A 22,419-nucleotide genomic window follows, 5' to 3' on the forward strand; every position below is an offset into this window, starting at 1 on the left:
AGTTCTCACTAATATGAAGAAGAACTATATCATCTCCCCTCAGATTATTAATACAATGGAGCAGAGTAATGAGCCATGGGGAATAAAGGATGAAAACACACGCTATATTTATGTCAATCAGGCATGTAAACGTCTTCAAAATATTTCAAGCTCTTTTGACTATGAAGGGCTTTATGAACATGAATTGCCCTGGGATGGTGCCGAATTTGCTAAAGAATACATGGCCCATGACAGAAAAGTGGTGGAACAGGAAAAAAGAATATGTTCACTTGAGACACATATACATGGAAAAGAGCAAATTCTGTCATCCTACTTTTTTGCAAAATATCCTCTTTACCATGAAGACGGAAGCTGTATGGGCATTATATATCATGGTTGGCAAGCTCAGGATTTTTCATTCACCCGATTATTTCGTGGAAAACTTCCTGCATCTATATTATTTCAGCCACCAACCGATCTCTTTACTCAACGGGAATGGGATGTTATTTTCCTGATATTACACAAATATACCAATAAGCAAATCGGTATAATGTTAAATATTTCCTACCGTACAGTTGAAAATCATATCTCACGCATATGTAAACGAATTGGTCTTCATTCTAGCCGTCAATTGGAAGAATATTGTCGCACCAATGATTATGATCTCTATGTGCCAAAAAGATTTGTGCAATCTGGAAGCAGAATATTCCCTTAACCCTTAGATTAAAAAGGAATCTCACTAATATGAAAAAGAACCATATCATTTCTCCTCAGATTATTAATACAATGGAGCAGAGTAATGAGCCCTGGGGAATCAAGGATGAAAACTCATGCTTTATTTATGCTAATCAAGCATGTAATCGCGTTCAAAATATTTCACGCTCCTTTGACTATGAGGGTCTTTATGATTATGATCTTCCTTGGGACGGAGCTGAATTTTCTGAAGAGTATATGGCCAATGATAAAATAGTAATGGAAAAAGAAGAACGAATATGCTCACTTGTGACACATAAATTTTTTAAAGAGCAAATTCTGTCGTCTTACTTTTTTGAAAAATATCCTCTCTATCATGAAGACGGAAGCTGTATAGGAACAATATATCATGGTTGGCAAGTTCAGGATTTCTCATTCACCCGACTACTTCGTGGAAAATTGCCCGCCAATATTATGTTCCAGCCACCAACCGATCGCTTTACTCAACGGGAATGGGATGTTATTTTCCTTATGTTACACAAATATACCAATAAGCAAATCGGTATAATGTTAAATATTTCCTACCGTACGGTTGAAAACCATATCTTACGCATATGTAAACGAATTGGTCTTCATTCCAGTCGTCAATTGGAAGAATATTGTCGCACCAATGATTATGATCTCTATGTGCCAAAAAGATTTGTGCAACCTGGAAGCAGAACGTTTCCTTAATCCTTAGATTACAAAGGAGTTCTCACTAATATGAAGAAGAACTATGCAATATCACCTCAGATTATTAATACAATGGAGATGAACAATGAGCCGTGGGGAATAAAGAATAGTTCTTCAAACTTTATCTACAGCAATGCAGCTAAAAAAACTTATTCATAACTTTAACAATTATTTGATTATGAAGGGTTTTATGATAATGAACTATCTAGGATTTGGGGTAATCGTGAGTTAAGTTGATTATCAGATTAAATATCAAGAGACTAATTTTAAGGCTAGAAAGAGGAATAATACTATGAGTAGCAAGCTGATTTCATCGCAAGTCATTAGTACAATGGAGCAAAGTAATGATCCTTGGGGAATAAAAGATGAGAACTCATGCCTTGTTTATGTTAATTTGGCATTAAAATCTCTTCATAATGTTTCAAATTCTTTTAACTATGAAGGGCTTTTCGATGATGAAATTCCTTGGAATGGTGCTGAATTTGCTAAAGAACACGTGACTCAAGATAAAATAGTGATGGAAGAAGAAGAAAGAATATGTTCACTCGAAACACATCTATTTGGGAAAGAACAAATTTTGTCATCCTATTTTTGTGAAAAATATCCCCTTTACCACGAAGATGGAAGCTGTATGGGAACTATATTTCATGGTTGGCAATCCCAGGATTTTTCATTCACTCGACTATTTCATGGAAAACTGCCGGCATCTATTATGTTCCAGCCACCGACTGATCTCTTTACTCAACGGGAATGGGATGTTATTTTCCTTTTGCTACAAAAGCATAGCAGTAAACAAACCGGTAAGGTGTTAAATATTTCTTATCGTACGGTTGAAACTCATATTTCACGGATATATGGAAGAATTGGGGTTCATTCTAGTGATCAATTGGAAGAGTATTGTCGCACCCATGATTATCATCTCTATATGCCAAAGAAATTTATCCATCCCAAAAACAGAGTTTTTCTTTAACCTTTAGAATAAAGGAGTTTTACTAATATGAAAAATAACTATGCACTATCACCTCAAGTTATTAATACAATGGAAATAAGTAATGAACCGTGGGGAGTCAAGGATAGTTCTTCAAACTTTATCTACGGTAATTCAGCCACAAAAAAATTTATCCATAATTTTAAAGCGTCATTTGATTATGAAGGGCTTTATGATCATGAATTGCCCTGGGATGGTGCTGAATTCGCCAGGGAGTTTATTCTCCACGATAAAAGTGTCATGACTAAAGGCGAAAGAGTCTGTTCACTTGAAACCCATGTTTTTGGGCAAGAGCAAACTTTGTCATCCTATTTTTGTGAAAAATTGCCTCTTTATCATGATAATGGTCATTGTATGGGAATTATGTACCATATGTGGAAGGCTAAAGAGTATTCATTGACCTGCCTACATCAATATTATGATAAATTACCGCCATCCTTGCTATTCCAGCCCCCCTCCGATCTTTTTACTCAACGGGAGTGGGATATTATCTTTCTCTTCTTACAGAAACAGCCCAAAAAACAGATTGGGAAAATATTGAATATCGCCTATCATGAGGTTAAAGAACATATGCTAAGAATATATCGCAAAATCGGGATTCACTCCAGTCAACAGTTGGAAGAGTATTTTCGAGCCAATAATTTTGAGCACTATATCCCAGAAAGGTTTTTATTGTCTTAGATTACGTATTATTCCCCAGTTTCTACATGCTACCTTTGTTAGTTATTTATTGATAAAATATACGGCCCTATGGAAATATGCTTTGCTTTCAATGATGTATTTACATTCAATAAGTTAAAAAAGCAATAATTATCTTAAAGGATATTTATGAATAAATCAGGATTAAAACAAGTCCCTTTTATTACCCGTCAGTTAACACATGTATGGGACAGAAGCCCTGATCCTTGGTTTGTAAAAGATAAGGAATCCCGCTTTATTTATGCAAATACCAAGTTTATTAAAATCATTCAGTTACCGGAAAACTTTAGTATTATAGGGTATACCGTTGACGAATTACCAATAGCTGTTAATGGTTTTGCCCATCACTTTAAAGAACATGATCGCAAGGTGTTAGAATGTATGCAGAAAGTATGCTCTGTCGGCACTTATCCTCAAGGTAATGGTCGGCCGCCTAAATCCTATTTTTGTGAAAAATATCCATTGATGAGTGAGGATAATCACTGTGTCGGCATTATCTCTCACGCCAGAGAATTAGAGCACTTTACGGTTTATCATTATATTAAAGAGCATATACCAACGTCAGCTAGCCTCAGGCCACCTAATGATTTGTTAAATGAGAAAGAGTGGATGGTTATTTTTCTATTTTGCTGTGGTATGAATAATAATGAAACATCCATTGAAATGAATGTTTCATGCCATGCGGTAGAAAAACATTTTGAAAGTATTTATGAAAAATTATCGGTCAGCTCATTGACTGAGTTACGATTACTTTGCAAAGAAAAAGGGTATGATCTCTATGTTCCATCAAGGTATTTTCTATCAATAGGCCATTTTATATTATAAATAATCGATTTTACTGTTAATTATTAATAATTCTATTAATTATTTAGATAATAATTAGGGATACAATTAATGACATCGCCAACCTTTACGTTAATTCAGGATTTATAGCCTATGGATTTAAAGATGCATCGCGACGGCAAGGGAATGAATCTACTCTCGCCGAAATAAGGCGGGAGGGGCGTTTCGACGGGACTAACGTCCCGTATAGTGTTTCACAACGTCGAGCATCGTCACACGCGCCGGCAAAATGAAAACGAGACCCAAGAACGGACTTGTTGTCTGCCTCTCATACTGATGGAAAGCGGTATATCGGGAATGGTTGAGGGTGTAGCAAGGAAGCAGCCTGTGCACAGCTTTGACTCAGCAGCCTTATCACTGTCTCCGCACCACTTCGATTAGGATTTATCCTTATCATCCGTCTCTCTAACGTGGGATCAGATTGGCGAAATGTACCAGATAACCGGTAAAACAGTGGCGGAATGTCAAACTTTGATTCAGCGCCCACCGGATATGGCAGTGCACCAAGCTGATGAGCAACATGAAGTACCTGTTCGGCAATCTCATCATAAAACTCCACCAGCAATACTTTCGATTGTGCATTGGCGATAAACGCCTGTTTCACCTGCGGTATGATCCCCTGATTAAGCCGGACCACTAATGTTTCACTCACCTGAGCCTGCACAGCATGCATCACCGGAGCAAATACCAATCCACGCAATACTTCCAATGCCTGAAATCCCTGTACCTGACTGCCACCGGAATACATACTACGCCGAATGCGCTCTATTGCCGCTTGTTGACCTACCACAACACCGATACCTTGCGGGCCAAACAGTTTAAAGCTGGAGAAGGCCGATAACGCCGCGCCCCATTCACAACCGATACGTTCCACTTTCATGGCAGCATAGTTATCGTCAACCAGAACCGGTAGTGATGCCGCATTCAGCAGTGATATAACGTCTGCCAGCTCATAAGCATCATCAATTTTCTGCCGCGTGTGTTGTACCAACCCCGCCACCGGTAAATGTTGCAAAATCGCAGCCCGTATTTGTTCGGATTGATTGAAATCGGCCCGCACCAGATGCAAGCCCATCTGCTCGGCAATAATCGCCGTCGAGGGATATAACGGCGCATCATGAACCAGCAAGCGATCACCCGCATTAAGTAATGCCGATAGCCCACAACGTATTGCCCCGGTTCCCGCCCCTTGTACTAACACAGCAGCCTCAGCAGAAAAGAAATCGGCAATGACCTGTTCAACACGTTGCGTTATTTGGGGCCGGTTCAATCCCGGCACCAGCCCTAAATCTCCGGTAGTGAGGAAATCCGCACCGGGAAAATGGCGGCAAATAATGTCAACTAAATGAAACTGTTTGTGCTGCGCCTGCTCCATGCTCAGACTAGGTAATGGATATGTGTTCAATATCTGTTCTCCCTCACTTTCCTCCCCCCTCTATTTTTATCATCACAAAATAAAGGGGGAGAACAGATAAATAACATTAGCTAACACCCCAACCACAATTGTTGCAATCGGCCCAATCGCCATTTCAACCAAAGGACGTTTAGCCGTACGGTTGAGTAGATAAATCCCCGCCACCACCATAAATCCCATGCCCGGCAGAATGGCGTTGGCAGCCATCATTCCCCCCACCAATAAGGCAACTTCTAACATGCGGGTAATAACAGTACGAATATGCTCACCACAAGCTTTGACGCCGGGATATTTATCCAACCAGATAGCAATTCTCGCCAGCAGTTTGATTTCCATAAACATAATCAAACTACCGGCAATGAAGGCAATCCACAGATTATTCGTGACTAATCCGGCGACGAATACAAACTTCATGCCGACCGGGCTATAAACCCCAGTAGCAATGGCTGTCATACCGACTAACGGCACAAAGCTGATCGCTCTGGCAAGCGCCACCAGCATGGCATTAGCCCCTTCCCCCTGCGCCATCAGTTGCAAGGATACCGGACCTTCCGCCAGCAGACTGAGTGACATTGAAGCCGCTACCGCCGTCAAACCACCACTTAATACCAGCAACCAGATGTTATTTTGAATGCGCTGTATCCGCGTGGAGAATAACCCAACCAGCGTCTCATTCGCCCCTTTGGCCGGAGCAGATCCCTCGCCAGCTTTGGGAACACGCTGTTTCATCGCGAAGTAGAACATCACAATCATTGAGATCAGCAGGGCTATCCCGTTAGGATCCAATTGCACCGGTTTGCTCAGAGCCCCACCAAAACTTAATGATCCTACCGCTTTGGTCGCGATATACCCCACCAATGTTGCAATCAGTACCCATATTCCTTTGCCATATCCGTATTGATAGGCCACAACAATCGCAGGAAATAGTGCAAAGCAGGCTACGATAGGATCGCCAACTTTACTCAGGTTGCCCATGAAATTAACCGGTAAATGGGCAAAGATATCGACAACCGATCGTAAACCGGTCATCAAGGCAACGGCATACAGCGCTCCCAAGACAGCAGAAAGTATGAAACCTTTTTTACTGTTTGCACACCAAGTACCAATGACATCGGTTCCCAATAATAAGCTATGCACCAGAATAATCGGGGCAGTCAGCGAGAACGGAATACCAAAGCCGATAACTAACCCAAAACTTAGGGCAAAACTGGTGGCAGCCAGGGTTTTACGATTCATACGCCCTTCCAGATGTTCCGGCATTAAAGGACGTAGCCCATCATGAAATACTGCAATACCGCGGTTAGCCATCATGGCAGATATCCCACCAATCACCGCCAATAAACCCGCTTTAAATGGATCAATTTCCATTAAACGGGTGAAAAATTCATATTCCATTTTCCTCTCCTTATGAAAAAAGAATAGCCTTGATAATTACCGGAATAACCGCGTCTATATCCTGACCGGTAAAACCAAATGCGGTTTTCCCGGCGTTTACATGGGCAATAATTTCTTCATCAGGCAGGATCTTGCCTGGCATACTGACGGTGGCGCATTTGTCAATACCAACAATAGCAATTGCCATTGCCAAAGCGCCTCCACCGGTATTACAGGCACCAAAATAGTAATCCGCATCACCACTCTTAAGCGCCATAGCGGCATCTATGTCACTCATCACGGTAATGGATGAGGCTTTATCGCCAGCCAGATGGCGTAAAGTTTCAGCAATTTTTTCTTTCTCAATTTGCCCTCCAATAACAAATCTCATAGGTTTTTCCTTTAGTTGAAAAATAGCATTGGGTTATCACGTAACATCAAATCAATATCGGTTTGCGTTAATCCAGCCCGGTTTAGCATCGGCACAAAGGTGGTGATTAAATAATCAAATCCATTGCCACCATTGGCTTTTAAATGAGAACGACGGGTAATATCCATCGATAACATGACGCGGTTAAGCAAGCCACGTTGGGCCAAGGTCTGTAACATAGCGATCCGCTTTTCATCCGGGTAGTAATCGTTTTTGCCAATCGTGTCGAACTGGATATAGGCCCCCTGTTCAATGATGCGCAAGATGTTGTCCAGATTATCTTTAAGATCACAGTGACCAATAACTACACGTTCAGCATCTACACCGTGCTTTTTCAGTAACGCCAGTTGTTCAAGGCCCATCGTGCTTAATGTCGTATGCGTCGAAACAGGACGCCCGGTTGCCAGATGAGCTATAGCCGCAGCATGAAAGACTTTCTCTTCATCCGGCGTAATTACCCCTTTACTGGAACCAATTTCCCCGATCACTCCGGCTTTCAGCGTTGTATCGTCGATACCCTGCTCAATCTCAGCGATCATTTCATCCGCCAGTTGTCGAGCTGTGGTATGTGCTACATGTTCAGGAAAAAAGGCAGATTGGTAATAGCCAGTTGAAACTATTACATTAATGCCGGAGTCCCGCATCAGATCCAGCATAAACTGTGGGTTACGTCCCATGTAACGATTGGTCATCTCCACAATATTGTGTACACCCAAGCTGACCAGTGTTTTCATCTCTTCACAAATCAGCTCGTATTGATCCAGTCGGCAGTCAATGTTGTTTTTAAATGATGATAAATCGAGATGCAGGTGCTCATGTACATAGGTATAGCCGGACGCGTCAATTCTGTTTTTCTGGGTCATGAGTAAGGCGGTCCGCAGACGAAGAGAGTGGAACTGTGTCTGTTCACAGACCATGTTCTCCATTAATCGGGATAGGGTTTCCCTGGCTGTCATAAAGCCCTTCCAAGACCGGATGCCCTGACTGGATACCGCTAACTAACGCCACATCACTGCGGGTAGCAAATATCTGGGTGCGAAAACACAGCACGACAGCACAGCCGACCGGAAATTCACCGCTCAGAGGAAAGTGGTAATCAATACTGGTGTTATCCATCGGTAACAGGTGCGTGGCGGCGATCTGGCCGTTTGGCAGGAATATCAGCGCGTTATGCGCCCGTCCACGACGGTAATAACCGCCCCCATAGCAGTAACTGTTACCGTTAAATCGGTGGGATATTTCCGTCAGATAGAGCATAGCAATGCGTTCTGGCTGCTCTCCCCGAAAATTGGCAAGGATGGTTCCTGTTAGCGCATGCCCGGGCTCGGTATGGGTCACGCCATACTTTGCCAGTAACGGCAGTGTGCTACAGCTTGACGCCGATGGCGCATTTATCTGCGTCACCTCAACCCCAGTTTGTCGTAAAATGTCTTTTGCTTTCAGTAAAGTAAATAAGTTTGGCGCCGGCAGTGTCTGCTGCTGATCCTCTTGCCACAGCAAGCAAGGAAAATGTGTCAACCCCGTCAATTTTACACCGGGCATTGCCATAATGTGCTGAACGATGGTGTGCAATTCCGACAAGTGAAAACCCGCTTCCTGACCCGGATATAAATGGTCATGATCATCGTAGATTTTCAGCATAATGCGTTGCACATTTCCCTCACGCCGCGCCAGACTGGAAATTTCCTCCGCTTTTTCTAAAGAATATACTGTGATCACTTCCGGATGTTGCTGCATCACTGAGGAGACCATATTACGAGGGATCTGTACCAGATGGCCTGCATGAGTCACCGGGATCTTCCCACTCATCAAGGCTCTAGCCTCTTTAAAATCCACCGCGGTGACACCCTGATAACCCAATTCCATCAGTTTACGTGCCAACCAGGAGTTACGCCCAACCTGTTTGGTCATCAGATAGAGAGCAATGCCATAATGCTCCGCTACCGCAAGCAATCGTCTGGCATTTTCTAAAACCTGATCCACGTCAATCACATAAGTATCAGGCAGTAAGACCCCTTGCGCCCATAATGTCTGGGCTGCCTCAATCAGTGCCGGATTTTGTTTGTTCAGTGCATGTATAAACATGCAGTACCTCCTGTACTCCTTCGGCGATCAATGCCACTGCATTAAGTTAGATGTTAAATCATCATTTTTTTGAATATTTGATGGAAAAAAAATTCCCTCATCTCTATGGTGGTATTATCACTGCCCCTTTGCCGCCCAAAGGCTAAACAAGTTTGCCAGCAGATAACCCTCTTCACAGGGATGTAATTGCACGTCAAAATGTGCCAGCAGCGAAGCGTTAATTGCTTGCAAATGAGAAAAGATTCTCGATTGACGCACTTCCATCAGCAGTTCATTATCCATTGAACTGATTTGTTCTCCCCGGCGTGAGCGCATTAACGCGTTGGCCATATGTGTTATTACTATTTCCCCTAACGCATTCCTGACAGGAATTTCCCAATCGTTTTCAAGCTGCGCCACAACTTGTAACATGCCATCATGAATATCCTGATCAATGACATTTCCCTGATAGAGCAGATTCAGCCGATTTTCCACGCGTTAACGCCATCCATGCCAAATTAATAACTTGGGTCCTGTTGACCTGCCAGTACACGTTGTTGATGAACTAATAACTCTGTTGTATTTACCATCGTGCGTAAAAGTTGTTGCATCAGAATGTCATCAGCTCTGGTTAAAATCACCGCTTCAGAGGCTCGGGTAAAACATGCACTTCCACTGAGCGGTACTGCAATAAGCTCTCTGGAACTGAGTTCAACTTCTCTGCTGACGTTCCAGATCACGGCATCAATGTCACCTTTCGCGACCTTATACAGGCTCTCGTGGTAAGAAATATCCACCAACGTGATATCCTGCCCGGCAAAGTACACTTCAGTCATGATTTTCTGGTCGGCAGAACGATGATCCAACCCAACACGACGGATATTATGTTCACCTCCTTTGCGATAAATCAGTTGGTGTGCACCAACATAGGTATGTGGCCCCAATTCAAGTACAGTACAAACATCACCTTGTTCCAGATAAGTTTGCGCCGCCAAATGTGATACCACCGCCAAGTCATAAATACCCTTACGCAAGCATTCCACCCTGGCATCTGAACCTCTCATGTGGGCGAAGTAAAATGGAATGCCCTCAAATTGCGCTTTCAGCCCGCTCGCCAGCCCTTCGTACAATCGGGTATAAGGCAGCGGCATTGCACAAACTACGTTGCTAATATCAGCATGGGCTAACAGTGCTTTGTGATCCATACTGACCAAATAGCTACCATTACGCCCTCGTCGTTCCACATAAACCGCGCCAGAACTCTCCAGTTTTTTTAATGCAAACTGAACTAACCCAACAGATAACCCATAGTCAGATGACAGCTCTTCAATCGTTTTCAACCGATTACCACAGCGCTCACCTAGCAGATAACGTGCCAGACACGCTTGAGCAACCCCCTCTTTTTTAAGCAGCCCATGACTCATAATAATTCTTCATTTTTTTGAATATATTTATATCCAATTTAAGCAGGCAAATGACAATCGAAAAATAGTAAAAATGCGAATGAGGTCACGAATAAATAGGTAATTTTCTGAAATTTCAATGATTTTAGTTTGATAATTAATAATTTCTGTTTTTATGGTTTAGTTGTGGTCGTTTCTGGACGCTTAAGCAGTGCATAGATAAATCCTGCCAACAAAGTACCGACAATAATCGACATCAAATAACCCAGTATTGGTGTGATAGCACCTGGAATCAACAGCACAAACAGGCCACCGTGCGGTGCCATTAATTGCGCACTTATTGCCATAGAGATCGCTCCCGTCACCGCACCACCAACGATACAACATGGGAGCACACGTATCGGATCACGGACAGCAAAGGGAATCGCGCCTTCGGAAATAAAACAGAGTCCTAACACCAATGCGGCTTTACCACTTTCCCGCTGAACGTTATCAAACTTCTGCCGGGCAATCAGTGTTGCCACTCCCATCGCCAGCGGGGGAACCATCCCCGCAGCCATAATGGCCGCCATTGGCGCGTAGGTTTGTGAGCTAAGCAAGCCGACACCAAACGCATAGGCAGCTTTGTTTATCGCTCCCCCCATATCAGCACACATCATCCCGCCCAAAATGGCTCCTAGCAGGAGTGCGTTGGTTGTCCCCATGTGAGAAAGCCAATACGTTAGCCCCGCCATAATACCGGCGACGGGTTTACCAATAACGTAAATCATAATCAGGCCAGTGATCAGGCTAGCAAATAGCGGAATGATCAAGATCGGTTTCAATGCGGCCATACTCTGCGGCAATTTCACTTTGCTGTTAAGCAACTTCGCTACGTAACCGGCGAGGAAACCCGCAATAATACCGCCAATAAATCCCGCGTTCGTGCTAGTTGCCAGCATGCCGCCAATTAAACCGGGTGTCAGACCTGGGCGATCAGCGATCGAGAAAGCAATGTAACCTGCCAGTACAGGGACCATCAGCGCAAAAGCTGAGCTACCACCGATTTGCATTAACGCCGCCGCCAATGTACCCGATTCTTTAAATGCAGTGATGCCAAAAGCAAATGACAATGCAATGCACAGGCCACCCGCCACCACCATCGGTAACATGTAAGAGACACCCGTCAACAAGTGACGATAGATACCGGTATTATCTTCCCTCCGGTCAGTTTTAACCTTTTGCCCTTCCGGCTCGAAAAGCTTGGCTTCGGCTAGCGCCCTATCAAATTCTTGCGCTGTTTTCTTCAACGCCAGCCCGGTGGAGGTGCGGTACATCGGTTTTCCGGCAAATTTCGCCAGATCTACGTCAATATCGGCAACGACTAGCACCAGATCCGCTTTTTCTACCTCTTCCGGCGTAATCACATTACCCGCACCTACTGAACCACGCGTTTCCACCTTGACCCACCAACCGCGCTTTTTGGCTTCGGTTTCGATGGCCTCAGCGGCCATAAAGGTGTGCGCTACCCCTGTAGGACAAGCAGTCACCGCGACAATCCGTTTTGTATCACAACTGATGTCAGTTGCCGGTATCTGATACGGCTTGGCGTCAGCTTTTGCCTGCTGAAAGAAATTTTTCGGCGCATGCAATGCCTGTTCCGTGTCACCGAGATAAACAAGCTTACCGTTCAATGTGTTATCGGTGGGGATGCGACTGCCGGTCACGACCACCAAATCGGCCTCTGCTGGATTTTCTGTTAGTATCTGCCCGATTTCCGCCGCAGCGGCACTGAGGATTGTTTTCACCAGATAACTTCCGGCAAGTCCGAGTGAAGGATCAACGATAAGCAGCATTTTCATCATGCTTCTCCTGCTGTTAGCTAAAAGGGTTGTATACCCGTCATCTTTCAAGTTGCCTCTTTGTTGGCTGCACTCACTCACCCCAGTCACATCGTTATCTATGCTCCCGGGGATTCGCTCCCTTGCCGTCGCGATGCATCTTGAAATCCATAAGGTATAGATCGACGTGCGCCATTATCACGGCAAATGGAGGATTTCTACTCTCGCGGCCCCTCGCCCAAACCGGAGGCCACCGCTTCACCAATGGCCGCTATCGCCTGCGGCGCATCATCACCATTGGCAGTAATGTGAAGCCGATGGCCTTTTTTAGCGCCCAATGTCATGATTTTCATCAGACTACGGCCGTTTACCGGTTGACCGGCACCATCAAGATTGATGAGGGTAATTTCACTGGAAAATTGCCGGATAACATTGACCAACACAGCACCTGGGCGAGTATGTAAGCCATGTTCGTTGCACAGGACAAATTCCCCGCTGGATATGGTGCTCTGCGCCAGTGCGCCGCTGGTCAGTAATGCCAGCACTGTCGGCGCATCAGCTTTCAGCAAACATTCCGCTTTTTGTGCTAATAGCAAGTTACTTAGGTGGTGCAACACACTTAGCGGTTGGTCGTCAGCAACCGCCACCGTCAGCAACATCACCACCGGCTCGTTATCCCGCGTGAATAATCGGCTCACTGCTACAGCGCTGGTTAAGTTACCGTCGGGGCTATCACTGAGCCAAATGCCCTGCCCAAGATCCAGTGGCTTACTGTTAATCACTTTGCTGACAAAGGTCGTATCCACGGCTCCCGCTCGCTGTAACCGCCCGGCATTCAATGCCTGTAATGTCATCAGATCGCAGGCATTAACATCTAACGTAATCAAGCTGGTATCGAATTTGAACTCAGGCTGCTGAACTTCTCCCATTAGCAAGCTATGCAGTGCCTGTGCTGACTCAATAGTTTTTAGCTGTTTTGCAATACGATCATCACTCAGTAAGTGTGTTAACTGGCGCAGTAGTGCCAAATGCTCATCGGAACGCGCGGCGATACCAATAACCACATAACACATCGCGCCTTGATCCCATTCAACACCCTGTGAGAAGTGAAATACCTGTACATCGGTTTTCATGACCAGATCACGAGTATCTAACGTGCCATGGGGAATGGCGATACCGTTGCCAAGGTAGGTGGAAATTTGCTTTTCACGTTGCAACATGCCGTCAACATAGGCATCACCGACGTTACCATTCGCGGCTAACATGGCCGCCACCTGGCGAATGGCATCCTCTTTACTGGTCGCTATTGCGCCTGTATGGATATTTTGCAGAGCCAACTGGAACATAATTTTCTCCCTATTACCAAAAATAGAATCGTTTCAGTTTACGCAGAGAAAAAAGCATTAAGTCCATAGAAAGAAAAAGAGATAAAAAACTGAAACGTTTCAACGAGTGTGGAACATGACTAATTTTCATTCAATACTTATGTGAAATAAAATCGCAATTTTTTGAGATTACTCACATTTTTCCAGCCATCGTTTTTTGTCTATCTCCGGTTTAAGAGATTTGGTAAACCTTGAGGGTTCTGTGAAACATTTTTTTTATCGACAGAGGGAACAGATTTAACCGCATTTATAAATGTAGTGGTCAACTCATTCCGAAACGCTTATTTAGAAGAGTTAGTTTTACAGCGATGGTAAGAACTCTCAATATGAGAATATTAAACGTCACGCTATTTAAGATGGTCTAAGATGGTCTAAGATGGTCTAAGATGGTCTTTATGTATGCGCCTTAACAGGCGCATACATCAGAATCGCTTATTCAGTTGGACAAGGATTTTCATTTGGGACGTAATCAAAGTGTAATTCTCGGTGCCGATTCCTTTTTACACCCCAAACACCGTGGAAACGCTCTGCATTACTGGCAGTATAGCGTACTGTATGGCGAATATTACTGTGCCCAAGATAATCTTGTATCAACCGAGTATCTATCCCCCTATCTGCAAGTGCAAAACCACAGGCATGGCGCAACATGTGCGGATGAGAGCCTACGGAAATATTAGCCAATCGTCCTAATTGACTAATAAGTTGATAAATGCGCTGGCGAGTCAGTGGGTTTCCGCTGCGTGACAGAAACAACCAATCACTTTCTGCCCCTCGGAAGGTTTTACGGACTTTTAGCCACTCCCTGATCGCCTGGATTTCATAGCCTAACAGAGGATGAATAGTAGAAAATCCGCCTTTTAAACGCCGGATATACAAACTGCCATCTTCCAAATCCAGATCAGATATCCGTAGATACCTGGCTTCACTAACACGTAAGCCATGAACAAAACTCATGTATACCAGACAATAGTCGCGCTCCCCATTAGGGCCCTTTTTCGCCACTTCCAGCATTCTTTCCACTTCGTATTGCGTTAGATGTCTTCGCTGACCCATTATGGTCTATCCCAAATATTCTTTGTTGCAACGCATTTAACACGCTGCGTTATCTGTAACTGATTAAGACCCGGAACCAACCCTAAATCCCCCATAGTAATTAAACCTGCGCCAGAATAGCGGCAGATGACTGTATGAAACCTCTGTTTCTGTACTTGATCTATGCTCAAGCTGTGTAATGGATAGATATTCAATGTCTGTTCTCCGGTAATTTCCCCCTATTCTTACCATCACAAGGCCAAAAGAAAAATAGTGATTCAATTAACCGATCCCTACCCAATAAGGCTTTTTGGCTAAAATTACCAACAAAAATCGCTGCGATAGGCCCAATAACCATTTTAACAAAAGGACGTGTCCGTCAGATTGATGTCTGGTTCAAATCACTAAGGAAGGATGTTGATGCAGCAATGTTTTCCGGCTTCCAGCTTCCGATAAACATTTAATCTCTCTATACCCGTTATCCTTCAAGTTGCCTCTTTGTTGGCTGTGCTCACTCACCCCAGTCACATAGTTATCTATGCTCCCGGGGATCCGTTCCCTTGCCATCGCGATACATCTTGAAATCCATAGGGTATATATCTTTGCTAGAAGAAACCGGCGGGGCAGCAAATCTAACAAACTGGTAACACGGGTAGACGATCCTCTATACAGAATAATCTGGTATATCAGCTAGATACAATATTCAGCTTTTCAAACTACTACCAGATTTTATCCATATCGTCATCAATGATGCCTTTTATAAATTTTTTAAACCTCAATATTATGACCCATTATTGCCCTTCTCCGCCAATCATTTACAACAAAAATTAGTTTGCGAGCATAATCACACGTTTAAAAGTTACATGTTACTTTTCCCGTTATTTGTTATTTAAAACAATCGGGTAAGTGTCATTTTATCTCCCTATGCTGTTATTCTTAATCTGTCTCTTTAGTTTTATGTCATTAAATAATATCCATAGCAGGGAACAAAAATTTAATGAAAAGAATCATTAACACATTGCAAAACCTTGGCAAATCTTTGTATGGCCCGGTGTTAATTCTCCCTATTGTCGGGCTGTTTATTGCTTTTGGCAATGTATTGGGAAACGGTAACCTTGCAGAATATCTTCCATTTTTAAACCACGGGTTAATTCAGCAATCTGGCAAACTGATCGCCCAATCTGCTATTTCAATATTGAGCAATCTGGCGTTGATTTTTGCTGTTGGAATCCCTATCGGACTGGCAAAACGCAATAAAGGTTATGCCGCATTGATCGGTCTGGTTACTTTCGTCATTTTTATCAACGCCATGCACGTCACTTTAGCATTACAAGGAAAATTGGTGCCAGAAACGCAAATGCGCAATGTTGGTCAAGGAATGGTGCTAGGTGTGCAAGTATTGGAAATGGGGGCTTTTGCCGGGATATTGATCGGTGCACTGGCTGGCTATTGCTATAACCGTTATTCGTCAAAACAGTTTAATGGTGTAATGGCAATTTATTCCGGGCACTGTTTTGTTGCCATTCTGATGATCCCTCTGGCCGTTATATCGGGTTACTTAATGAGTGATATTTGGCCCTATGCGCAACGTAGCATCAGCGCCCTTGCGCATGGTATTCATGAGTCTGGGGCATTTGGCGTCGCTATATACGGCTTTCTGGAGCGCATTCTGATCCCCTTAGGTTTACATCATCTGGTTTACACGCCCTTTTTGTATACCGAATTAGGGGGCATTGCAGAGGTATGCGGCACTGTACATCAAGGAGCTCGTAATATCTATTTCGCTGAAATGGCCTGCCCGGCTGTACATCAACTCAGTCACAGCGTGGTATGGGATGCACGAGGGATCAGCAAGATGTTTGGCCTGACTGCCGCTGCACTGGCAATGTATGTGACTGCCCGCCCAGAAAAGAAAAGTACAGCAAAAGCTGTTCTCATCCCTGCCGCCATGACCACTTTTTTGTTAGGCGTGACCGAACCACTTGAATTTTCTTTCCTGTTTGTTGCTCCGCTACTATTTGGTGTTCATGCCGTGCTAACCGGTTTAGGTTTTATGCTGTTCTATCTACTCGGCGTACATGCTATCGGCGCTAATGGCATAATCGACTTCATACTGTACAACTTACCGCTCGGTACCGAAAAATCTAACTGGCCAATGTATATCGCCGTAGGGCTAATCATGTCGGTGATTTATTTCTTCGCATTCCGTTTCCTCATTTTACATTACGACCTGAAAACCCCGGGACGCGAAAATAACGATCAGGAAACACGCCTCTATAGCAAGCAACAGTATCAAGTTGCCAATGATGACAAACCAGGACAACAAATCATCTGTGGGTTAGGTGGTACAGCAAATATTGTCGCTATCGACAACTGCTACACCCGGCTACGCATAACAGTACATGACACCACGCTCATTGACAAAAACAGGCTTAAATCAACCGGCGCAAAAGGTGTCATCTGTCAGGGAAATAACGTTCAGGTAATTTATGGTCTGCACGTCCAAAAAACGCGTGAAGCCGTAGAAGAAGCACTTTAACAGGAGCATAAACATGGCTAACGCCCCTTTCATTTTAACTATCGCTGGTGGCGGTAGTACCTATACGCCAGGTATCGTAAAAAGCCTGATGGTACGGCTAAACGACTTCCCACTAGCAGAAATTCGTTTGTATGACATCGATACTCACCGACAAAACACTATCGCGCCGGTAGTAGAAAAGGTGATACGCGAACATAGCCAGACGATTCGCTTTGTCGTGACAAGCGAGGCAAAAACCGCCTTTAGTGGTACCCATTTTGTCTTTGCTCAGATACGCGTCGGTCAGTATAAAATGCGAGAACAGGACGAAAAGATCCCCTTACGCCACGGCGTAATTGGTCAGGAAACCTGTGGCCTTGGCGGATTGGCTTATGGTCTACGTACTATTATGCCAATGGTGAAACTGATCGATTTAGTGGAGCGCTACGCAGACAACGCTTGGATCGTAAATTACTCCAACCCTGCCTCTATCGTTGCTGAAGGAATACGCCGTCTACGTCCACACGCTAGCGTACTCAATATCTGTGATATGCCAGTGGCCGCTATGCGCAACATGGCAGCAATTTTAGACGTAGATCGCCACGATATGACTGTCGATTACTTTGGTCTGAACCATTTCGGCTGGTTTACCAAGGTATGGGTGAACGGAAAAGATCATTTGCCTGAATTGCGTCGCCATATCGCTCAGCATGGTTTACTGACTGCTAATGCCGCACAGACAGATCCGCAACATGCCGATCCGTCATGGGTTAAAACCTGGCGTAATATCAAGCCGCTCATGGACCATTTTCCTGATTATGTGCCTAACCCCTATTTGCAATACTATCTGATGCCAAACCATATTGTTGAGCACCAAAATCCTGACTATACCCGTGCCAATGAAGTGATGGACGGGCGCGAAAAAAAGTTGTTTAAAGCAGCGGCTGAGTTTAAACATACAGGAATTTTACCCGACGCTTTCCATGTAGGGGTACATGGCGCTTTTATTGTTGATGTAGCATGTTCACTGGCTTTTGATTTGCGCCAACGCCATTTGGTCATTACCGAAAACAGAGGCGCTATCGCTAACTTACCTTATGATGCAATGGTGGAAGTACCTGCATACATTACCGCTCAAGGCCCTGAACCGGTATGTATAGGGAACGTACCACTGTTCCATCAAGCGCTGCTAGCGCAACAACTGGCTTCAGAACAGTTGTTAGTGGAAGCGGCATTAGAAGGTAGCTATGAGAAAGTGCTGCAAGCATTCACGCTGAATCGTACCGTCCCTACCATGCAACAAGCCAAAGCGATTCTGGATGAAATGATCGAAGCCAACCAGGGTTATTGGCCTACGCTTAATCCAGCCTGGCACCAAGGTGAAGCAATTTAACCCATATTTAACCTATAATCTGCCTTTCTTACATAGTAAAGCAGATTTTTATGCGAGCCGGCTCACTATCCGACAATCACTATCTTGAGGAGATTAAGAAAATTCACCACAATTCAATTACCGAACAGCCGAACATATACCCTATGGGTTTCAAGATGCATCGCGGCGGCAAGGGAGTGAATCCCCGGGAGCGGGAGCATAGATAACGATGTAACCGGGGTGAGCGAGTGCAGCCAACAAAGAGGCAACTTGAAAGATGACGGATAATCGATTAGCACCCTTATTACAGCACAGCGAAAGAATAACTCGCGCGGAATACCGCGTATTATCCTATTTAACCGCGCATCCATTGTTAATTGGGCAAATTACAGTACGTGAGCTGGCAAAAGCTACGTTCATTTCTCCCGCCACTATTATGCGTTTATGTCAGAAACTGGGGTTCAGTGGCTATAGTGAATTTATTTGGTACTGTAAACAATTACTGTCCAGTGGAACGTCTATTTCCGGGAATATTCAGCCCCATCATACTGAGATAATTCCTGATGCATTTGAACACTTCGTGACTAATTACCGTAAAACTTTCTCTTTAATTACACCAGAAAAAATGTCACGCTTTAGCACTCTGCTACGTGAGAAAGAGAATTTTTTTCTCTATAGTGCCGGTTTCTCCAGACTATTTGCCGATTACTTGACGCAAAAATTGCAAATATTAGGGAAAACTGCTTTTAAATCCGGCCCAGGAGATAGCCGTAAGATTTTCCTAAGTAATGCGGTGAAATATGAAGTTTTTATTGCTATCTCTCGCAGCGGCCAGACAGAACAAGTATTGGATAAAGTACGCATTGCTCATAATGTTGGTATGACAGTCATTGCATTTACCCGCTCATCTGCTAATCCATTAGCTTCACTGGCTGATGTGCACTTTGCACTGTATGACGAGGCAATTTATTTCGATGCAGAAATCAACGAAATAACTTCATTCGAGTCTAATCTGATCATGCTCATTGATTTACTATTATTACAAGCAACGTCTTAATTCATTGAGTACAAGCCATACAACATGATCTCGACAGACAAAGAAAAGGAAAATAAAAACAGAGAAAGAGATGTTAAGGATTAAATCAAACCTGTATAAAGACGATTTAAATAATTTCAGAACTAAACAATATTAATGCTTATGTTTTTTTACATAGAGGTATTTTTTTACATAGAATAATAAGCCATTTAATTAACAGATATGTGTAAAAATCGATAAATTTTATTTCTCTACGAATTAATTATTGCAATCTCTTATATAATCAGGTTATTTTAAGTGTAATCATTAAAAAAACGTTTCAGATAATGATTTAAAGACTCATTAAGGAGTTGCCATGTTAAATATAAAAAACAAACAAAATAATATCACTCCGCAATTAGTTTACATGTGGGAAAATAGTCATGATCTTTGGGAAACTAAACATTGCCGGTCAACATTTATCTATGCAAATCCGTTTTTTTGCCAACGACTCAACTTATCTGAAAATTCTGATATTATCGAATTTTCAGCAAGTGAGTTACCCTTGCCTATTGCAAAATATGAAGATTCAGGAAGTTGTATTAATACTCTCTTTGATACCAATAAAGCAAAAGATTTTTCTCTAACCTGTCTGTGTTTTACAAAAATACATCGGCCAAAAACAAAAAGAATATACCCTATTGATTTCAAGATGCATCACGGCGGCAAAGGAGTGAATCCCCGGGAGCATAGCAAACTATGTGACCGGGGTGAACGAGTGCAGCCAACAAAGAGGCAACTTGAAAGATGACGGGTATATTGTTGCCTTAACGATGTTGATCGCGCGCGACACACCAGAAAAATTTTTGCCACAAGAAAGTATTATATTTTCCTAAATCAAAATATTACACAAATATGACTAGAAAAAACTCAACTACCTCGTTACAAATAATCAACACATTGGCAGCAAGCAATGAACCGTGGGGAGTAAAAGATAAATCTTCCTGTTTCCTCTATGGTAATGATGCATTAATTAAACTCCAAAATATAAATGCCAACTATGATTATGAAGGTAAATATGATAGTGATATTCCCTAGAGGGCAATGAATTTGCCAAAGATTTTATTACACATGATTTGCAGGTAATAAAAAATAGAGAAAGTATTTTATCATTAGAGACACATGTATTTGGACAAGATAAAGTTTTATCATCTTATTTCCAAGAAAAATTTCCACTCGATGATGATAAAGGTGAATGCATCGGTATTCTTTTCCATGCCTGGAAAGTTCAGGATAATTCACTGACTCGGCTATTTCACAGTAAACTACCTCCTTCTATTATGTTTCAATCGCCGACTCATCTCTTGACTGAACAGGAATGGGAAGTTGTCTTTCTTTTTCTACAAAAATACAATAGGACACAAATCTGTCAATTACTCAAAATTTCAGATAAAACCATAGAGGAATATATAAGAAAGATTTATAATAAATTGAAAGTTAACTCAGACTCACAACTGGAGGAATATTGCCGACTAAATAGTTTTGATCTCTATGCGCCAAAAAGGTTCTTATTGTCTTACTTATAAATATCGTCTATTTATTCAAATTTTTTATACCCTATGGATTTCGAGATGCATCGCGACGGCAAGGGAACGAATCCCCGGGAGCATAGATAACTATGTGACCGGGGTGAGAGAGTACAGCCAACAAAGAGGCAACTTGAAAGATAACGGGTATATAAGGTAATAATGTTATAAAGGTCAAATATGAGTCAATCAGGATGTAAAAAAGCCCCTTTTATTACTCCTCAATTAACTAATATGTGGGATAAAAGCTCAGAACCATGGTTTGTAAAAGATAAGGAGTTCCGCTTTATTTATGCGAATAAAATGTTTATTAAAGCTAATAAGCTACCTGAAAATATTGATATTATTGGGTATACCGATAAAGAATTACCTTCGCCAGTTAGTCAATTCTCTCATCTTTTTGAGGAGCATGATCATAAGGTGTTACAGGGTATGCAACGAATATCATCTCTTAGCACTTACCCTCAAGCAAAAAATGAACAAGCCACATCCTATTTCTGTGATAAATATCCGTTAATGGATGAAAATAAACAGTGTATTGGCATAATTGCTCACGCAAGAGAAATACATAACTTTACTGTATCTCATTATATGGAGAACAATATCCCTATATCAATTCGATTTCAAAAACCTAACAATATATTAAAAGAGAAGGAATGGATAATCATTTTTTTATTCTGCCGTGGCGTTAGTAATAGATATATCGCTGACGAAATGAAAATTTCATATCGTACTGTGGAAAAGTATTTCGAAAGTATCTATGAGAAACTATCAGTTAGCTCAGCAATTGAGTTAAGAACACTTTGCAAAGAGAATAGTTATGATCTTTATATTCCCCCCCAATACCTTCAATCTATAGGCCATATTTTGCTATAAATAATCGATTTCATTATTACATATTTCTCTCTGACCTGTTTAATTAACCTGAATTTTACTTAAATTCCCTCTAACTGATATACGGATAACAATTTGATAAATCAAAATAAAGGGCTAAAAACGTGACTAAATAATCATTTTTTTGAAAATTTACTTTTCTATTTCTGTTGAAGACTTTATATAAAAAACGATGAAA

Annotated in this window: 24 protein-coding genes; 13 read left to right on the top strand and 11 right to left on the bottom strand. The window is 42.6% G+C overall.

Features of this window, described 5'->3' with window-relative positions; all coding sequences use genetic code 11:
- The first annotated feature begins 13 nt into the window (after positions 1-13).
- The 5 genes from AACQ38_RS03830 to AACQ38_RS03850 all read left to right on the top strand — a co-directional run bounded on the left by AACQ38_RS03830 (position 14) and on the right by AACQ38_RS03850 (position 3,916).
- Positions 14-694 carry a helix-turn-helix transcriptional regulator gene (locus tag AACQ38_RS03830; RefSeq protein WP_165577455.1) on the top strand — a complete coding sequence of 227 codons (681 nt, stop codon included), beginning with the start codon at positions 14-16 and terminating at the stop codon, positions 692-694.
- Positions 695-723: 29 nt separating this feature from the next.
- Positions 724-1,404, top strand: a complete 681-nt coding sequence (locus AACQ38_RS03835; RefSeq protein ID WP_165577456.1) for a helix-turn-helix transcriptional regulator — start codon at positions 724-726, stop codon at positions 1,402-1,404.
- A 292-nt stretch (positions 1,405-1,696) separates the two neighbouring features.
- Complete coding sequence (locus tag AACQ38_RS03840; protein WP_165577457.1) at positions 1,697-2,374, top strand: helix-turn-helix transcriptional regulator; 678 nt, start codon at positions 1,697-1,699, stop codon at positions 2,372-2,374.
- A gap of 27 nt (positions 2,375-2,401) precedes the next feature.
- On the top strand, positions 2,402-3,073 hold the full coding sequence (locus AACQ38_RS03845) for a helix-turn-helix transcriptional regulator (protein ID WP_165577458.1): 672 nt from the start codon (positions 2,402-2,404) through the stop codon (positions 3,071-3,073).
- 147 nt (positions 3,074-3,220) lie between these two features.
- Positions 3,221-3,916, top strand: a complete 696-nt coding sequence (locus AACQ38_RS03850; protein WP_058589326.1) for a helix-turn-helix transcriptional regulator — start codon at positions 3,221-3,223, stop codon at positions 3,914-3,916.
- A 286-nt stretch (positions 3,917-4,202) separates the two neighbouring features.
- On the opposite strand, the gene AACQ38_RS03855 is transcribed toward AACQ38_RS03850, so the two are convergent.
- The 11 genes from AACQ38_RS03855 to AACQ38_RS03905 all read right to left on the bottom strand — a co-directional run bounded on the left by AACQ38_RS03855 (position 4,203) and on the right by AACQ38_RS03905 (position 15,423).
- Positions 4,203-5,339, bottom strand: a complete 1,137-nt coding sequence (locus AACQ38_RS03855) for an aminotransferase class V-fold PLP-dependent enzyme (RefSeq protein WP_165577459.1) — start codon at positions 5,337-5,339, stop codon at positions 4,203-4,205.
- Positions 5,340-5,381: 42 nt separating this feature from the next.
- The gene (locus tag AACQ38_RS03860; RefSeq protein WP_041380053.1) at positions 5,382-6,743 is read right to left on the bottom strand and encodes a YhfT family protein; all 1,362 of its coding nucleotides are present in this window, start codon (positions 6,741-6,743) and stop codon (positions 5,382-5,384) included.
- 10 nt (positions 6,744-6,753) lie between these two features.
- A complete protein-coding gene (locus AACQ38_RS03865) occupies positions 6,754-7,113 on the bottom strand; it encodes a DUF2620 domain-containing protein (RefSeq protein WP_165577460.1) in 360 nt (119 codons plus the stop codon).
- Positions 7,114-7,124: 11 nt separating this feature from the next.
- Positions 7,125-8,015: a phosphotriesterase-related protein gene (locus AACQ38_RS03870; protein ID WP_165577543.1), complete on the bottom strand. Its 891-nt coding sequence runs from the start codon at positions 8,013-8,015 to the stop codon at positions 7,125-7,127.
- A 43-nt stretch (positions 8,016-8,058) separates the two neighbouring features.
- A complete protein-coding gene (locus tag AACQ38_RS03875; RefSeq protein WP_011146254.1) occupies positions 8,059-9,237 on the bottom strand; it encodes a YhfX family PLP-dependent enzyme in 1,179 nt (392 codons plus the stop codon).
- Positions 9,238-9,354: 117 nt separating this feature from the next.
- Positions 9,355-9,711 (bottom strand): PRD domain-containing protein, encoded by a 357-nt coding sequence (locus AACQ38_RS03880; protein ID WP_011146253.1) that lies wholly within the window; start codon positions 9,709-9,711, stop codon positions 9,355-9,357.
- 23 nt (positions 9,712-9,734) lie between these two features.
- Positions 9,735-10,640, bottom strand: a complete 906-nt coding sequence (gene yhfZ / locus AACQ38_RS03885) for a GntR family transcriptional regulator YhfZ (RefSeq protein WP_011146252.1) — start codon at positions 10,638-10,640, stop codon at positions 9,735-9,737.
- A 152-nt stretch (positions 10,641-10,792) separates the two neighbouring features.
- Positions 10,793-12,460, bottom strand: coding sequence for a PTS fructose transporter subunit IIBC (fruA, locus tag AACQ38_RS03890; RefSeq protein WP_058589328.1), 1,668 nt, complete (start codon positions 12,458-12,460; stop codon positions 10,793-10,795).
- A gap of 197 nt (positions 12,461-12,657) precedes the next feature.
- On the bottom strand, positions 12,658-13,785 hold the full coding sequence (gene fruB / locus AACQ38_RS03895) for a fused PTS fructose transporter subunit IIA/HPr protein (RefSeq protein WP_109791500.1): 1,128 nt from the start codon (positions 13,783-13,785) through the stop codon (positions 12,658-12,660).
- A gap of 471 nt (positions 13,786-14,256) precedes the next feature.
- On the bottom strand, positions 14,257-14,877 hold the full coding sequence (locus tag AACQ38_RS03900; RefSeq protein WP_011146249.1) for a tyrosine-type DNA invertase: 621 nt from the start codon (positions 14,875-14,877) through the stop codon (positions 14,257-14,259).
- 375 nt (positions 14,878-15,252) lie between these two features.
- On the bottom strand, positions 15,253-15,423 hold the full coding sequence (locus AACQ38_RS03905) for a hypothetical protein (protein ID WP_207631779.1): 171 nt from the start codon (positions 15,421-15,423) through the stop codon (positions 15,253-15,255).
- Positions 15,424-15,853: 430 nt separating this feature from the next.
- On the opposite strand from AACQ38_RS03905, the gene AACQ38_RS03910 reads away from it, so the two are divergent.
- From AACQ38_RS03910 to AACQ38_RS03940, 8 genes are all read left to right on the top strand, one after another.
- Complete coding sequence (locus AACQ38_RS03910; protein WP_165577462.1) at positions 15,854-17,395, top strand: PTS transporter subunit EIIC; 1,542 nt, start codon at positions 15,854-15,856, stop codon at positions 17,393-17,395.
- Between the two features lie 13 nt (positions 17,396-17,408).
- Complete coding sequence (locus AACQ38_RS03915) at positions 17,409-18,767, top strand: 6-phospho-alpha-glucosidase (RefSeq protein ID WP_058589330.1); 1,359 nt, start codon at positions 17,409-17,411, stop codon at positions 18,765-18,767.
- A 256-nt stretch (positions 18,768-19,023) separates the two neighbouring features.
- Positions 19,024-19,803: a MurR/RpiR family transcriptional regulator gene (locus AACQ38_RS03920; protein WP_011146246.1), complete on the top strand. Its 780-nt coding sequence runs from the start codon at positions 19,024-19,026 to the stop codon at positions 19,801-19,803.
- A gap of 719 nt (positions 19,804-20,522) precedes the next feature.
- On the top strand, positions 20,523-20,657 hold the full coding sequence (locus AACQ38_RS03925; protein WP_255563012.1) for a hypothetical protein: 135 nt from the start codon (positions 20,523-20,525) through the stop codon (positions 20,655-20,657).
- Between the two features lie 19 nt (positions 20,658-20,676).
- Positions 20,677-20,859: a hypothetical protein gene (locus AACQ38_RS24010; protein WP_324251497.1), complete on the top strand. Its 183-nt coding sequence runs from the start codon at positions 20,677-20,679 to the stop codon at positions 20,857-20,859.
- A 242-nt stretch (positions 20,860-21,101) separates the two neighbouring features.
- A complete protein-coding gene (locus AACQ38_RS03930) occupies positions 21,102-21,347 on the top strand; it encodes a helix-turn-helix transcriptional regulator (RefSeq protein WP_324251498.1) in 246 nt (81 codons plus the stop codon).
- Positions 21,313-21,507: a hypothetical protein gene (locus AACQ38_RS03935; protein WP_158538234.1), complete on the top strand. Its 195-nt coding sequence runs from the start codon at positions 21,313-21,315 to the stop codon at positions 21,505-21,507. Before AACQ38_RS03930 ends, AACQ38_RS03935 begins: the two co-directional genes overlap by 35 nt.
- Positions 21,508-21,527: 20 nt before the next feature.
- On the top strand, positions 21,528-22,223 hold the full coding sequence (locus tag AACQ38_RS03940) for a helix-turn-helix transcriptional regulator (RefSeq protein WP_011146244.1): 696 nt from the start codon (positions 21,528-21,530) through the stop codon (positions 22,221-22,223).
- The last annotated feature ends 196 nt before the right edge of the window (positions 22,224-22,419 follow it).

The organism is Photorhabdus sp. RW14-46 (assembly GCF_963887965.1).
In the GTDB taxonomy this organism is placed as follows: Bacteria; Pseudomonadota; Gammaproteobacteria; order Enterobacterales; family Enterobacteriaceae; genus Photorhabdus; species Photorhabdus laumondii.